This window comes from Coleofasciculus sp. B1-GNL1-01, assembly GCF_040220235.1.
Classification (GTDB): Bacteria; Cyanobacteriota; Cyanobacteriia; order Cyanobacteriales; family Coleofasciculaceae; genus Coleofasciculus.
Genome location: NZ_JAVJTO010000029.1, coordinates 1 through 12958 on the forward strand (window position 1 = coordinate 1; position 12958 = coordinate 12958).

At 45.4% G+C, this 12958-nt stretch carries 14 protein-coding genes; 3 read left to right on the forward strand and 11 right to left on the reverse strand.

What is annotated here, in order from left to right:
- Positions 1-166: 166 nt before the first annotated feature.
- Positions 167-1408, reverse strand: a complete 1242-nt coding sequence (locus tag RID53_RS06505) for a tetratricopeptide repeat protein (protein WP_446387340.1) — start codon at positions 1406-1408, stop codon at positions 167-169.
- Positions 1409-1806: 398 nt separating this feature from the next.
- Here RID53_RS06505 and RID53_RS06510 point away from each other — a divergent pair, with 398 nt between their 5' ends.
- Positions 1807-3261, forward strand: coding sequence for a YcjF family protein (locus RID53_RS06510; RefSeq protein ID WP_446387341.1), 1455 nt, complete (start codon positions 1807-1809; stop codon positions 3259-3261).
- Between the two features lie 90 nt (positions 3262-3351).
- Here the strand turns inward: RID53_RS06510 and RID53_RS06515 are convergent, their stop codons facing one another.
- Positions 3352-3570: a hypothetical protein gene (locus RID53_RS06515; RefSeq protein ID WP_446387342.1), complete on the reverse strand. Its 219-nt coding sequence runs from the start codon at positions 3568-3570 to the stop codon at positions 3352-3354.
- A 457-nt stretch (positions 3571-4027) separates the two neighbouring features.
- On the opposite strand from RID53_RS06515, the gene RID53_RS06520 reads away from it, so the two are divergent.
- On the forward strand, positions 4028-4723 hold the full coding sequence (locus RID53_RS06520; protein WP_446387343.1) for a sigma-70 family RNA polymerase sigma factor: 696 nt from the start codon (positions 4028-4030) through the stop codon (positions 4721-4723).
- Between the two features lie 149 nt (positions 4724-4872).
- On the opposite strand, the gene RID53_RS06525 is transcribed toward RID53_RS06520, so the two are convergent.
- The gene (locus RID53_RS06525) at positions 4873-5496 is read right to left on the reverse strand and encodes an alpha-ketoglutarate-dependent dioxygenase AlkB (protein WP_446387344.1); all 624 of its coding nucleotides are present in this window, start codon (positions 5494-5496) and stop codon (positions 4873-4875) included.
- Between the two features lie 284 nt (positions 5497-5780).
- Here RID53_RS06525 and surE point away from each other — a divergent pair, with 284 nt between their 5' ends.
- Positions 5781-6458, forward strand: coding sequence for a 5'/3'-nucleotidase SurE (surE, locus tag RID53_RS06530; RefSeq protein WP_446387345.1), 678 nt, complete (start codon positions 5781-5783; stop codon positions 6456-6458).
- A gap of 95 nt (positions 6459-6553) precedes the next feature.
- Here the strand turns inward: surE and RID53_RS06535 are convergent, their stop codons facing one another.
- The 8 genes from RID53_RS06535 to RID53_RS06570 all read right to left on the reverse strand — a co-directional run bounded on the left by RID53_RS06535 (position 6554) and on the right by RID53_RS06570 (position 12936).
- Complete coding sequence (locus tag RID53_RS06535; RefSeq protein ID WP_446387346.1) at positions 6554-6682, reverse strand: DUF6760 family protein; 129 nt, start codon at positions 6680-6682, stop codon at positions 6554-6556.
- 8 nt (positions 6683-6690) lie between these two features.
- Positions 6691-7008, reverse strand: a complete 318-nt coding sequence (locus RID53_RS06540) for a hypothetical protein (RefSeq protein WP_446387347.1) — start codon at positions 7006-7008, stop codon at positions 6691-6693.
- A gap of 173 nt (positions 7009-7181) precedes the next feature.
- The gene (locus RID53_RS06545) at positions 7182-7541 is read right to left on the reverse strand and encodes a hypothetical protein (protein ID WP_446387348.1); all 360 of its coding nucleotides are present in this window, start codon (positions 7539-7541) and stop codon (positions 7182-7184) included.
- Complete coding sequence (locus RID53_RS06550) at positions 7538-8032, reverse strand: phage tail protein (RefSeq protein WP_446387349.1); 495 nt, start codon at positions 8030-8032, stop codon at positions 7538-7540. Before RID53_RS06550 ends, RID53_RS06545 begins: the two co-directional genes overlap by 4 nt.
- A gap of 127 nt (positions 8033-8159) precedes the next feature.
- Complete coding sequence (locus RID53_RS06555) at positions 8160-8648, reverse strand: phage tail protein (RefSeq protein ID WP_446387350.1); 489 nt, start codon at positions 8646-8648, stop codon at positions 8160-8162.
- 68 nt (positions 8649-8716) lie between these two features.
- Positions 8717-9211 carry a phage tail protein gene (locus RID53_RS06560; protein WP_446387351.1) on the reverse strand — a complete coding sequence of 165 codons (495 nt, stop codon included), beginning with the start codon at positions 9209-9211 and terminating at the stop codon, positions 8717-8719.
- Positions 9212-10020: 809 nt separating this feature from the next.
- Positions 10021-11742, reverse strand: a complete 1722-nt coding sequence (locus tag RID53_RS06565) for a phage tail sheath family protein (RefSeq protein WP_446387352.1) — start codon at positions 11740-11742, stop codon at positions 10021-10023.
- A gap of 72 nt (positions 11743-11814) precedes the next feature.
- Positions 11815-12936, reverse strand: a complete 1122-nt coding sequence (locus RID53_RS06570) for an RRXRR domain-containing protein (RefSeq protein ID WP_446387353.1) — start codon at positions 12934-12936, stop codon at positions 11815-11817.
- Between the last annotated feature and the right edge of the window lie 22 nt (positions 12937-12958).

Genomic DNA, 12958 nt, shown 5'->3' on the forward strand with positions numbered 1-12958 from the left:
AGGCAATAGGCAATAGGCAATAGGCAATAGGCAATAGGCAATAGGCAATAGGCAATAGGCAATAGGCAATAGGCAATAGGCAATAGGCAATAGGCAATAGGCAATAGGCAATAGGCAATAGGCAATAGGCAATAGGGTAGAAACAGTCATTATTCCTTTGACGTTGCTAAAACAAGGATTTAATTTTCTGCCACAATTCCATTAGCTTTTGATGCCATTTTTGCCAACGCCTACGATTAGTCGCCAGGTTTTTTAGCATCCACAGTTCATCATCATTGGGGTTCAAGTTTAACGCCTGATTGTAAGCGGTAATAGCTTCCTGATACCGATGTAATTCCTGAAGCGCATTTCCACGTTCTGTCCAGTAGTGATAATCTTGTTTACGTTCTAAGGCTTGATCATAACTGTCAATCGCGTCTTCATAGCGCCCTAACCTAAATAAGGTTTTGCCGCGCAAATACCAAGTGTAATAATTTTGGGGGTGAATCTGTAATGAGTGATCATAACACTCAATCATCGATTCGTAGCGTTTTAAATTTAACAGAACAACAGCTTTAGTGTTCCAGGCTAATTCATAATCAGGATTAATCTCCAAAGCGCGATCGCAACTCTCAACCGCCTCTTCGTAACGTTCGAGGTGATTTAAGACCATCGCCCGATTATGCCACGCTTTATCAGAGTTGGGATTCACCTTGATCGCTTGATCGAAGGATGCCAGCGCTTCTTGATAACGATGTAACTGATACAACAGGAAACCGCGATTACAGCAGGTTCTATCATCATCCGGTTGAATTGCCAAGGCGTGATTGTATGATGCGATCGCCTCCTGCAGGCAATTTAATTTCCGTAATGTGTTCCCCCGATCAATCCAGGCTTTCGCATAGTTAGGATTAAGCGCTAAGGCGTGATTGAATGAGTCAATCGCTTCCTCATACTGCTTTAACTTCCGCAGCGCTACGCCCCGGTTATACCATACTTTGACATCATCTGAATTTAACTTTAACGCTTTATCGTAGGAGGCGATCGCTTGATCATAACGGTTTAAATTCTTGAGCGTAATTCCCCGGTAGTTCCAGATTTTGGGATTATCTGAATTAAATTTTAACGCTTTATCAAAACTGGCTAATGCTTCTTCATCACGGTCTAAATGCTGCAACGCCACCCCCTGATGATACCAAGCAGAGGTACAATCAGTTTTAATCGTTATCGCTTCATCATAATAATTGATTGCACTTTCATAGTCTCCTGATTCGGCTAGCGTATCGGCTTTTTCAACCTTTAAATTAGCTTTGTCTTCAGCGGTTTTATGATTAGATGGTAACGGGCTTTGAATCGTTAAAGTTGGGCTGGAATATTCTTGGGATTGAGGCAGGGAATCCCACTCGTAATTTCGTTCATTGATCAACATTGGCAGACGGATAAGGCGCGACAACAATTCTACTTTTTATTTTAGCTATCAAGGGCTTAGACTGTACTCTTCCTAAATAGATAAATTTTGGGCGGGATAGTTGGGATTTAGAGTCCACCGTTGATGGAGAGGAATGGGGATTGTTGAAGTTAATATTTTCCTTTGTTCAGAGAAATTAAAACTCAGGAACGATAGAGACTTTGCCTGCAATGTCTCTCCGACACCAATGCTCCCTACCCAATCTAATCTTAAAAGCCGCCTAGTGTAAGAAGGCAGAAATAACGCCAACAGCTCCCCCCGCTTCCCCCGCTTCCCCAGCTTCCCCAGCTCTCCCTGCTTTACCGCAGTAAATCCCCCGAAAACGTTATCGTAGTGGAAGTAAGGTTAGAAAAAAAGCTATGGGGGTTCAGTTGCGGCGACCTATTTTAGTGGGTGGTATTGCTTTATCCTTTGGATTATGGCTGCTAGAGACGGTGCATCAGTCAGTGGCGGAGTGGGGAGAGGTTGGACTCCTCGGCGCGATCGCACTCGGTAGTGGGGTATGGTTGTTTCAGAAGCGAGGGTCAAGTTCGGTGGAGGTATCTGTGATATCCTCGCCTCTAGATCGCGCTACGGTAGAGGAGGCGATCGCTCAAGCGGAACTCGCAATTTCCTACCTAGAAACAGAAGTCGAGAAGTCTGAAAGTAGCACATTATTACGACAGCAGGTTAACCAATTAACCACCCAATTGGATCGACAAGAATTGCAACTGCTTGTCACTGGCGGTAAAGGCGTCGGAAAATCCTGTTTAGTGCAAGTTTTAAACTCGAACGGATTATCGGAACAATTCCCTACCGTTACTGTACAAGAAACGACGGTCTTAGTTGCAGGCGATCGCACTCAGGATACAATCCCCAACTCAGATTTAATCCTCTTTGTGATCACCAGTGATTTAACAGATTCCGAGTTTCAACTTTTGCAGCATCTGAAAACGCTGAATCAGCGACTTCTGCTTATCTTTAATAAACAAGACCAGTATTTACCTCCAGAACGAGTGCTAGTGTTGCAACAACTGCGACACCGACTCGCCAAACTTTTCCCCCCAGAGGATATCATTGCGATCGCGGCGTCTCCCACTCCTGTAAAAGTGCGCCAGCATCAATCTGATGGATCAGTCAACGAATGGTTAGAGGCGCAAACACCTGATGTCACCGCTTTGACGCAACGATTGCAGCCCATCTTAACTGAAGACGCCCAACAACTTATCTGGGGAACCACCCTCAGATCCGCGATTAGTCTCAAAGCTGAAGCCAAAACCGCCTTAAATCAAGCCAGACGCGATCGCGCTTTACCCCTAATTGAACAATATCAGTGGATTACCGCCGCCACCGCGTTTGCGAATCCGGTTCCCGCTTTAGATTTACTTGCCACGGCTGCAATTAGTAGCCAATTAGTGATTGAATTAGCCGGAATCTATCAACAAAAATTTTCCCTATCCCAAGCCCAATCTGCTGCCAAAACCTTGGGTAGCTTAATGGTTAAACTCGGTCTAGTTGAACTCTCCACCCAAACTATCGGTGGTATTCTCAAAAGCAATGCGTTTACCTATATCGCTGGCGGTGCAGTGCAAGGGGTTAGCGCGGCGTATCTTACCCGATTAGCGGGGTTGAGTTTAATCGAATATTTCCAAGACCAAGAGATTAGCGAACCGACAGCAACCGATCAACCCTTAAATCTTGACCGCCTGAAAGAGAAACTGCAAACTGTTTTCCAACAAAATCAACGGACGGTATTTTTACAGGGGTTTGTGCAGCAAGCGGTAAAACGTTTGCGTTTAAACTCCGCTAAACCTGAACCTAGCCGCTTATCCTAAGACAAAAAGGCAGACGACAGAAATGGGCGTAGGGGTGGGTTTTACCGATAATGTTAACGTAGAGACGTTGCATGCAACGTCTCTACACGATTAATTTTCTGCTTCAGTCGTAGAAACGGAAGGAATAGACTCCTCCGCGTGACCCACATCAAACACAATCGCAAATTGTAAGTCAGGCATCATTCGCTTCAGAATACGCAAATGACCTTCAGCATCGCCACGACGACGGAAGCGACCCACAATGACATGTTGCAAATTCGACTGCAAGCGGACAATTTTCCACGGACTCAACTTGTCTTGATAATTCATTTCTGTAAAACCCCTTGTGTCAACGACCCATAACTAATGGCTGTACATGATAGTCAGGGCTGAGATTATGGATAGAGAACCCTGTGAGAGTATGTTTCAGTCTTATATAGTGATACAGCTTTCATCAGCGCTATCGGGATAGAGTGCCTGGTACCGCTACCTTAGTGAACTACCGCAACTTACTTCGTTGAAGTTCCAGCTTCTGACTTCATAGGGAATTGCTTAAAACTGAGGTACACAGATAGATCCCCGACTTCTGGGAGAAGTCGGGGATCTTGCTTAGGGCTGTACCTCATCAACCTGAAATCTGCTGTAACTGAATTTTCCTGAATTTTACCCAAGTTTTAATGGAATCGTTTTCCTTTTAATCCTCAATTCTTATAAATTAACTTTTGATTTTGCCGAGTACACTAAAACTATCAAGACCTAACATAATTGTAATTCAACCTAGCTTTATATGACCTATGTTTCTTCAGTTAGGATTACTCAAGCTCAACCCCATAATTATGCATGTCACCGGACAAATCAGTTTTTTGCCCAACTTTTAAATCATCCAGACTATCGCCAGATGATCGATAAAATTGCTCGGAAAAATACCAGAGAAACTGCGATTGACTGGGAAGATGCCGCCCAAACTGCCCATATCAAATTATTTCAAGCTGTAATGGCTGGCAAGTTTCGTACTGGGGAAATCAATCAATTCTACCGCTGGTCAAAAAAAGTAGCTCGCTTGGCAATTATTGATCTGATGCGTCACGAAAAGCAAAGACGCTGTACAAGTTTAGACCAAACAATTCCCGGAACAAATGTATCGTTATTGGAAACCATCCAGGATGAATTTGACGTGCTAGATACTGTGGAGCGTACTGATTTAATCAACCGAGCCATCGCCGCTATTTCAGAACTCGATCAACGTTATCCTAATCGAGGGTATCAGAAACTATGGCAGGGTAAACTACAAGGTAAAACCCAAGTCGAACTAATTGCTGATTTGGGCTTAAAAAGTCAAGGTGCTGTCTCAAAACGTTGGCGGGAGTTATTAGAACGTCTTGCTGAGGAGTTGGGATTATTGCAAACGGCAGCTATCCAACTCCAACTGAAAGCGACAAGCGGTCAAAACGTTCGGCGATCGCGCTCTACTCAAGCGTGGTAAAACTTTTGAAGGGGTGCATTGCCACAATTATTTAAGTAGGTGGACACAATTAAAGTTAGCGGTGGAGATTAGGGAACAGGGAACAGGGAACAGTAAGGGTTTGAGGCTTGTTTACATAGCTTAATCTAGTTAAGTTTATTTCCACCAACCTACTTATACGGAAACACAACTTCTCGAAACGTGAGTGAAACTCGGCGACTTCTAACTAATTTTTTTTCCTGATACTGATCTGTTTTGCGAGCAGGAATACCATGTTGCCACTGATAACGGGCAACCCCTTGCAAAACCAGTAAACTCCCCGGTAATAGCAGAATAGGAATCTGGGTTTGCGTGGGTGGGTGGGTCAAGTTTATCACACAACGACTCCCCAAACTTAGGGAGATAATAGTATTGCCAAAACAGGGAACACAGTCAACATGATTGGTAATGCCTTGACCGGGTAAGTATTCATTGACAATCAGTTGATCAGGGAGAATGGATGTTATGCGATCGCGAACCAGTCGTTGCCCCAGTTGGTTTGCCCAATTTGGCAATTCTCCTAAGTAGCTGGCGGAGGTTAATGTCCGTTTTTGATACTCATAGCGATATCCATAATGTTGTACTCTGCGTTTTAATTGGGTTGACCATTCCTGTTGGTCGATAATCTCCAGTAATTGATTTTGTTCCTGGGTATTGATATAATCGGGGATGTAGTTTAGTCCAGGTATTTCTGGCACAATAAAGTCTGATTTAGGGTCTACATCGAAATTTAGCGCTTTTGATGATGGTATCATTTTGGGCAAATTTTAATCTATAATTGAATAATTAACTCATGGGATTTTAACCTATCAAAAATATAAAATGAATCTTAATATATTGATGGGTGGGTTACGGCGGATACCGGATTAAAAGGTTATTGGTTTGAGGAAATACCCGCCTAACCCACCCGACAGGTTATGAACTTCTTTTTTCTCAATGATAGGGATATACCCGCCACAGTTTTGTCAGCCCTCAACAATCAACAATCAACGATTTACCGCTATGCTAGAACATTGGTGGTATCAGTTACGCCCCTAAGATGACTTTAATTCTCACCAATGATGATGGAATAGATGCTCCAGGGATTCAAGCACTCCAGCAAGCGGTTAAGGGTAAAAGCGTTATCGTTGCGCCTCAAACCCATTTATCCGGTTGTGGTCATCAAGTTACCACGCATCAGCCCATCCATGTTCAACAGCGCTCAGAATTTGCCTACGCAGTCGCAGGTACACCCGCCGATTGTACCCGTCTGGCTGTGACTCAACTGGTGCAGAACCCGCAATGGGTACTTTCTGGGATTAATGCAGGCGGTAATCTGGGAGTAGATGTGCATATTTCCGGTACTGTCGCGGCGGTGAGGGAAGCGGCAATTCTGGGAATTCCAGGGATTGCGATTTCTCACTGGATTAAACGCCCTTTGGTGATTGATTGGCAAGTGGCTAGCCGTTGGACAACCAGGGTATTAGAGGAGTTATTTCAACGTCCCACCCCTCCCGGTACGTTTTGGAATGTCAATTTACCGCACCTAGAACCTAGTTCTCCAGAACCCGATATCGTCTTCTGTAAACCGAGTATTCAGCCGTTACCCGTTAACTATGTTGTAGAGGGGGATCACTATTACTATAAAGGCGAATATGCTAAACGCGATCGCACTCCGGGTACAGATGTTGATATTTGTTTTAGCGGTAGTATCGCGGTGACTCTCCTGTCACTTTGAGTTACAAATTTGAGAAATGCGGGATTCGTCATTTGTCCTTTTTCATTCGTTATTTTCACGAAACTGGAAGGTATTTGGCATTGATCATGCCTCATTCATTTTACAAATCGGCGGATTTCTGTAACCCAGCGCAGCCGTTCTTCATGGTCTAGGTTTAGGATATCGTCTAATGACCAGTGAAAGTGAAAGGCAATTAAGGCTACCTCTTGGTATAAACGATCCAAGGGGTAGCCTAATATTCCCCCGATCGCGCCATTCCTCCCTGATGCTGATTGATATGATTGAAAAAGTTCTGTAAGTAAATTAAGTCTACTAAGAAAAGTTGTTCTAATAGCTTTGGTGTAACCGGAGAAAGGTTGCCAAGACGGGTGATAGCTCTAGACAAAATAACAAAAATGCGGTAGTAATGTTCTTGCTGCACGCGGCTATCTTTGTGAACTACAATCTCATCTTTCCCGGTGACTACACGCATTATCCCATGCCGATGAATACCACCATTGGTATCAACAAAACCTTTGGGTAGAGTAAATTCAAAATAGGTATAGTCCATAGTTATTGGTCATTAGTCATTTGTCCTTCGTCCTTCGTTTTCCTGTAGGGGCGACCCGCTGCATAAATCAACAACTGTATCCACTCAATTTGCTCGGGTCGCCCTTGACTTAACCCCCTATATCAAAACTTGTTTATTGAGAATTATAGCAGACAAAAAACAGTAATTTTATATCATTCAGAATCTGATGGAATTGATACAGGTTGCGCTGATAAATTGGAAGCCGATTCCACTTCATTATCAGATTCTAATTCATTAATTTGCCGATAAAATTGTTGCAAATAATTGAGATCACAGGCAAACAAATTTTCAATTACTGTGGGAGTGACTTCATCTAAAGCCCCCAAACGCAAAATAACTCGCGATAAAATAATCACCGTGGCGTAAGCGGGATTCGATTTCACACGCGGATCACGCATGGGAACGATTTCATCGATCGCCCGTGCTAACCGCATTACACCTTTGCGGTGTAAGTTTCCCTCCCCATCCAGATACCCTTTGGGAAGATCAAATTCAAACTCGGTTTGAATCATGTCCCTGGCTTAATCCGTCTTAACTGTTCAACTGTCACCTCGACTTCTTCGATTTGATACTCATCTCCTCTGACATTTAAATCAGAAATTTGGTAGCTAACGGGCCACGCGCCTTTAAATTCAAATCGAAACTGCTCTGTGGATGAGGTATCATAGATGACTAATGCACCATTACGCCGTTGATCTTGCCAATCCGCTCCTTCCTGTACGGAATTCAGCCAATTCCACAAAGTCATGGAAATATTTAACCCTCGTTTCAAGGTTAGATTGGTGTAGGTGATATTCCCAGGAACCTTTGTGCGAACCACTCGCCCTCTAGCGTTCCCACTTTTTCCCCACTTCTGCGGCGTTACCTCGCAGACTTCAACAATGTCCTGAGTTGCTTTAAAGCCTTTACATTCCTCAAACAGACCATCTACAGCATCATTACTCCCATCTAAGATTAACTCTAAATAAAAGCGCGATCGCGTCAGAATTTCAACTTCTGCCACTGTTCACCTCCTTTGCCTGTACCTCTCCTGCCATCTGGAAATGGACAAAACACTGCCCGGTGTTTTCTTAAGAAACACCAAGGCAGTTGATCAAAAAACTAGATTACGAATGGAGACAATACTCACATTACACGTCTGCCCGTACCATTTTTGTGAATCGAATTTCCATCGTATCTTTCGCCAGTTCTCCCGGCTTACCGACATCTAATTGACTGGTTTGGTTAAGGGTGCTGGGGAAGCAATCAATGAAATCATACTGCGCCCCAATATTGTCATTCATATCATAAATGAAGAGTGAAGCCGTTTTACGGTTTTTCCTCGACTCAGTAGCACCGCCGGAGAACGAAGTGGCGTGGCATTTCTTATACCAATCGGTTACTTTCTTTTGATCCGCTTCATTACCGGCTACGTATTCAAGTTTCAGACCTGAGCCATACTCGACCGCGCCCGGAGTTGCTTGAGTTTGGGTTTTTCCCCCTCTTCCACAACCAATTGCTCCGCTTCCTGCCGCCACTTTCATTTCAATTGGAGGAATTGTACATTTTTCGATGACCAACTCCATGCCATCACAATCAAAGTAGAAAGCTGCGTTAGTGTTATATTCAATATCCGCCATGGTTCAACTCCCAGATCATTCAGTTAATTAGATTGCTGCTGATAGTCAAATATCCCAGATGTTTTACATCACTCGTCCCCGACGCGGGTGCAATTTTCGCACACTATCGTCCAGGTTTCTTTCAGATAATCTTTGCCATTGACATCCAATTCAGCAATGCTCATTTTCGAGGGCCACGCTTCTTTGAAGTCCCATTGGGCTACAATATCATTGGCATTATTGTAAGCAAAGATGCTTCCTGTTTTTTTGCTATCCGCCCATTTGCCCTCACCACCGTCGGTGGGAGGTAGACAAGCTTTGAACCATTTCCACATGGCTACACTAGCGCTGGTGGGACTTGGGCTAGAGAGGCATACTAAATCAAAAGTGACGACTTCCTCGAAGCCAGCCGAGTTAATCTGCCGCTCTGATTTTCCGTCTTTTCCGGAACCAACTACGGCAGCTTCACCTGCTAGTTTCGGTTTGTACTCAGGCACTTTCACACTTTGAAGCGAGAGGACACCCGTGCCATCAAGATCTATGGAAAAACTACTCGGGGCAAGGGGTGTTTGTAGGTCAGCCATATTTTTATCTCCTTACAGTCACTTGTCAACGTTTTGTTTTGATGCGTTTCCGATACAGAACTTAACAAATTGACAAAACTATCAAGCCATAATCAGACATTTTAACAGTTAGAGACTTCTGTTATAGCATGAATCTTCGCTCAGAGCGATTACAAAATGTCAAGGTCTGTAAGTTGCTGTTAAACGTTCGATGAAATTCGAGTTCCGTTACATAAGACTTATGCAAATCTAGGCAGAGGTACTCATGACTAGGCTTGCTGCTTACTTCCTGCTTCATTCTGAAGGTGTCGGCACCTTCCCAGTCCACAGGCTAAAACCACCTAACTGGCGGCTATCTCCAAATTCATGGAGGCGTTGAAATCTCTCTCAATCTCTAACCCGCAATTGTCACACCCTTCCCTTTTTATTGTATGTTTCTCACCCCGTTTCCGTTACAATTATTTACCTTGCCTAAATTCACGGCGACCCGAGTAAGTTAAGTGGATTTGAGTTGTCCTTTAATACAAACCTTCATCCTTGTCAACTTAAGGTGAAAGTTTTCTGTGTGAGACAAAAGAATCTCGTCGCAAATTTGTTAACCCCCATTAATCCCCCCTTTTTATGGGGGTAAACGTTACAGTCCCGTTTCCTCCCAGTTCCCTCCCCTTATAATGGGGTGGTTTTGGTTGGGTTTACTAATGGGAGGGTTAGGGTGGAGTCAGATCAAGGTATTGTTTTCTTGTTGAGCTTAAGTTGACATCAATGATCAGCGAATCGCCCCTACTATACCTACTCAATGCGCTGCTTGGGTAAGAGATTTGTGGTGTCACCTATTGATTCGGTGCCCACTGGCTAATCCGGAAGATTACAAATTCAGCCGGACGTACTGGACAAACACCAACTTCTACATAGAGACGACCCAGCATAATCGTCTCATGGGTATTGATTTCCCCATCGCACTTAACGTAGAACGATTCCCCCGGCGAAGACCCAAACAATGCACCCTCACGCCATAGCCGTTCCAGGAAATTGCTAACCGTGCGGCGTACCCGCGCCCAGAGAATTTGGTCATTTGGCTCGAACACCACCCACTGAGTACCAATTTCAATGGATTTCTCAATGTAGCTGAGTAAGCGGCGGACACTGATATAACGCCATTGCACGTTATCCGGTTCTACCAACGTGCGAGCGCCCCAAACCTTGTAGCCTCGGTTGTAATTGGCGAAGTTACGGATACAGTTAATCCCCATCGGGTTCAACAGTTCCTGTTCCCGCATATTGGTGTCATAGGCTAAACCTGTTACACCTCGCGGTGTTTCGTTCGCGGGTGCTTTGAACACGCCGCGTGTTTCATCCGTGCGACACCAAATCCCCATCATGTGACCGCAAGGAGGGACATACATGGGACGCCCACCATTGCGAGGATTCGCCACTTTAATCCAGGGATAATAAAGAGCGCCAAACATGGAACGGCGGTTAAATAGTTTTAACCAAGCCGCCACATCTTGAGGCTTCTGTTGGTCAGCCGAAACCGGGTTATCTCCTTTCGTCGGCTTGACTGGGGGTGCATCAAGAACCGCCATCCGGTAGGCGGGACCAGGGAAGGAATTCTCGCACATACTCAGCATCATTTCCATGACACCGTGAACTTGTTCTAAGTTCATCAATCCCTCTTGATACACTTTCATCAAGTCAGGACAAGCAATCATGGCGACTTCATCAATTTCAAAAATCCCCTGTGTCCCGGTGCGGTCATCCCGTTGTCCTTGTAAATCGCGGGCGAAGTGGTCGGGGTCAGAAATGTAGGGTGGCGGTGTAATCTCATACGCTCCCTGCATGGGTCGCCGTGACAGGGGTTGTCCGCTTTGGGAGATGTCAACCGCTTGGATAAATTCCGAATCTTCAACAGCGGTAACTACATAGTCAGCCACCTGTGTTTCCGCTTCCGGATTCATCGTCAGGTGGTCATACCGTTCCAATTCCTCTTCGCCCCGTGCCACAATCAGGTCAAAGAATTCGCCTGTGTTGTACGGAGGTTCGGCATCCTCTGGCGCGTCTTCCGGTAAGGGTTTGGGTGTACTTTCTTGAATCACCACCCGCAGCCGAGGTTCATCACCACCCGGTAGCGCTAAGGCTCCCCCTTCTTCTGATTCTGATTCCGCTGGTTTGAGCGTGAACTGTAAAGAGGGGCGATTTCCGGCTGTGAGAATCTTAGTCCCCGTTTGCTCGATTGGCGGCGGTTCAGCACCTGGTAGTTTAGTACCAATACTGGTCACCCAACAGCGACCACCACCATTGAGAAACCACCCTTGAACCGCAAAGGGTAAATAGGCGTTAAAGTCCGTAAACCCATCAGATCCTTCTTTGGCAAAGGACTGCAAATACTGATCCCAAGTGGTAATCAGCATGGGTTTAAATAATTCGGCATCACCACGTACATCCTCGGTAAACCCAATAAATCCGGCGACACTCATACTAATGCCCTCAATCGGGCGACTGCCACGGTCTACCTCTTCAACGTAGACTCCTGGTGCAAAATAATCTAATGGCATGAGTAATATTCCTCCATCGTTTTATCTCGTGGGACTCCGACCTCAACGAAGTAGGTCGGAAGGGGATAGAGGTCAAACCGCGCCACTCACTTCGACTTCGCTCAGTGTGGTGAGGTTTGACAATCCAACTGTTGATATCAGCCCGGTATTTCGCTGCAACAATTGGACTTTGGAAGTGGTAAACCTCCCTATTCGTTTCCAGTTAGCGTTACTAACCGAAACTTCAGTTTTAGTATTGCCGGAAACATAACCGTAGTAGGTAATTCCAGCTTTAACAGCTTTGACGTAATCGCCCTTCCTGAACCCGTGGCGGCTAATGGTGCCGCCGTAGTTTCGCCGCAGCCCTCCTTTGCTGGGAATCATTCGGTGTAGTTGGCGGCGGCAAATTGGGGGGCGGCTGATTACTGCGAACGGACAGGGTGTTACCGCCACAGAGCCTAAGAAGGTGCCACTTCGCCCTTTGATTTGGCGATACCGCATAAACTGGGAAGCGGCGAGGCAGATACCATCAACGGCATGGGCGGCGGGTGACTCCTCTGCTTTGTTTTTGGACTTGGGTAAACCGAGGTACTTTCTCAGGTTAGATGTATACCATCCCTCTTGAGTGTGGACGGTGTAACCAGCTGACGCAAGTTGTTCAATCTGCCAATGCTGACCGACCATGGCGGGGCTAAATCCTTTGTCCCCTCTAGCTTTAATTACTTCCACCACTACATCGGTGAATGGGTAAATTTTGTTCAACTCCTGAATCACCCTCAATGGAAGGTGCTTATTAGCCCGAATGCTAGGGGGTATCTTGTGACCCTTGCGGTTGTCGAATCTGCGCTGGCGGTGGTTGCGTTGGTTAAAAGGTAGCTTGCGGTTAATCCGTCGCCCTCGCCGTCCCCGTCGCATCATTGCCCGTTGGCTCATCCGTTTGGTCACGGTTTTAAACGGTAGGTTAAGGTGAGCAAGGAACAGGGTCTCACCCTTTGACTGAACCGCCACTCCGGTGAACAGTTTACCCGGATCGATTCCGGTCAAAATGTCCTGAGTTTTTTTGCCCGATGGTTCCTCAACTAACTGGACTTGAAAGATGCCTAGGTCATTATGTACTACTTTAGCTTTCCCAGCCTTTAACCATCGCCGAACACGGCTGGCTTTGGCTGGCATTAATGGTTTACCTTTCGGTGATAAAACTGGTACACGAATCATGGGTATAAGCCTCTCGTGTAAA

What these genes read in the sequence shown, in the direction of transcription:
- RID53_RS06505 (WP_446387340.1), bottom strand. Translation starts at nt 1,408, where the DNA reads ATGTTGATCAATGAACGAAATTACGAGTGGGATTCCCTGCCTCAATCC.
- RID53_RS06510 (WP_446387341.1), top strand. Translation starts at nt 1,807, where the DNA reads ATGGGGGTTCAGTTGCGGCGACCTATTTTAGTGGGTGGTATTGCTTTA.
- RID53_RS06515 (WP_446387342.1), bottom strand. Translation starts at nt 3,570, where the DNA reads ATGAATTATCAAGACAAGTTGAGTCCGTGGAAAATTGTCCGCTTGCAG.
- RID53_RS06520 (WP_446387343.1), top strand. Translation starts at nt 4,028, where the DNA reads ATGACCTATGTTTCTTCAGTTAGGATTACTCAAGCTCAACCCCATAAT.
- RID53_RS06525 (WP_446387344.1), bottom strand. Translation starts at nt 5,496, where the DNA reads ATGATACCATCATCAAAAGCGCTAAATTTCGATGTAGACCCTAAATCA.
- surE (WP_446387345.1), top strand. Translation starts at nt 5,781, where the DNA reads ATGACTTTAATTCTCACCAATGATGATGGAATAGATGCTCCAGGGATT.
- RID53_RS06540 (WP_446387347.1), bottom strand. Translation starts at nt 7,008, where the DNA reads ATGGACTATACCTATTTTGAATTTACTCTACCCAAAGGTTTTGTTGAT.
- RID53_RS06545 (WP_446387348.1), bottom strand. Translation starts at nt 7,541, where the DNA reads ATGATTCAAACCGAGTTTGAATTTGATCTTCCCAAAGGGTATCTGGAT.
- RID53_RS06555 (WP_446387350.1), bottom strand. Translation starts at nt 8,648, where the DNA reads ATGGCGGATATTGAATATAACACTAACGCAGCTTTCTACTTTGATTGT.
- RID53_RS06560 (WP_446387351.1), bottom strand. Translation starts at nt 9,211, where the DNA reads ATGGCTGACCTACAAACACCCCTTGCCCCGAGTAGTTTTTCCATAGAT.
- RID53_RS06565 (WP_446387352.1), bottom strand. Translation starts at nt 11,742, where the DNA reads ATGCCATTAGATTATTTTGCACCAGGAGTCTACGTTGAAGAGGTAGAC.
- RID53_RS06570 (WP_446387353.1), bottom strand. Translation starts at nt 12,936, where the DNA reads ATGATTCGTGTACCAGTTTTATCACCGAAAGGTAAACCATTAATGCCA.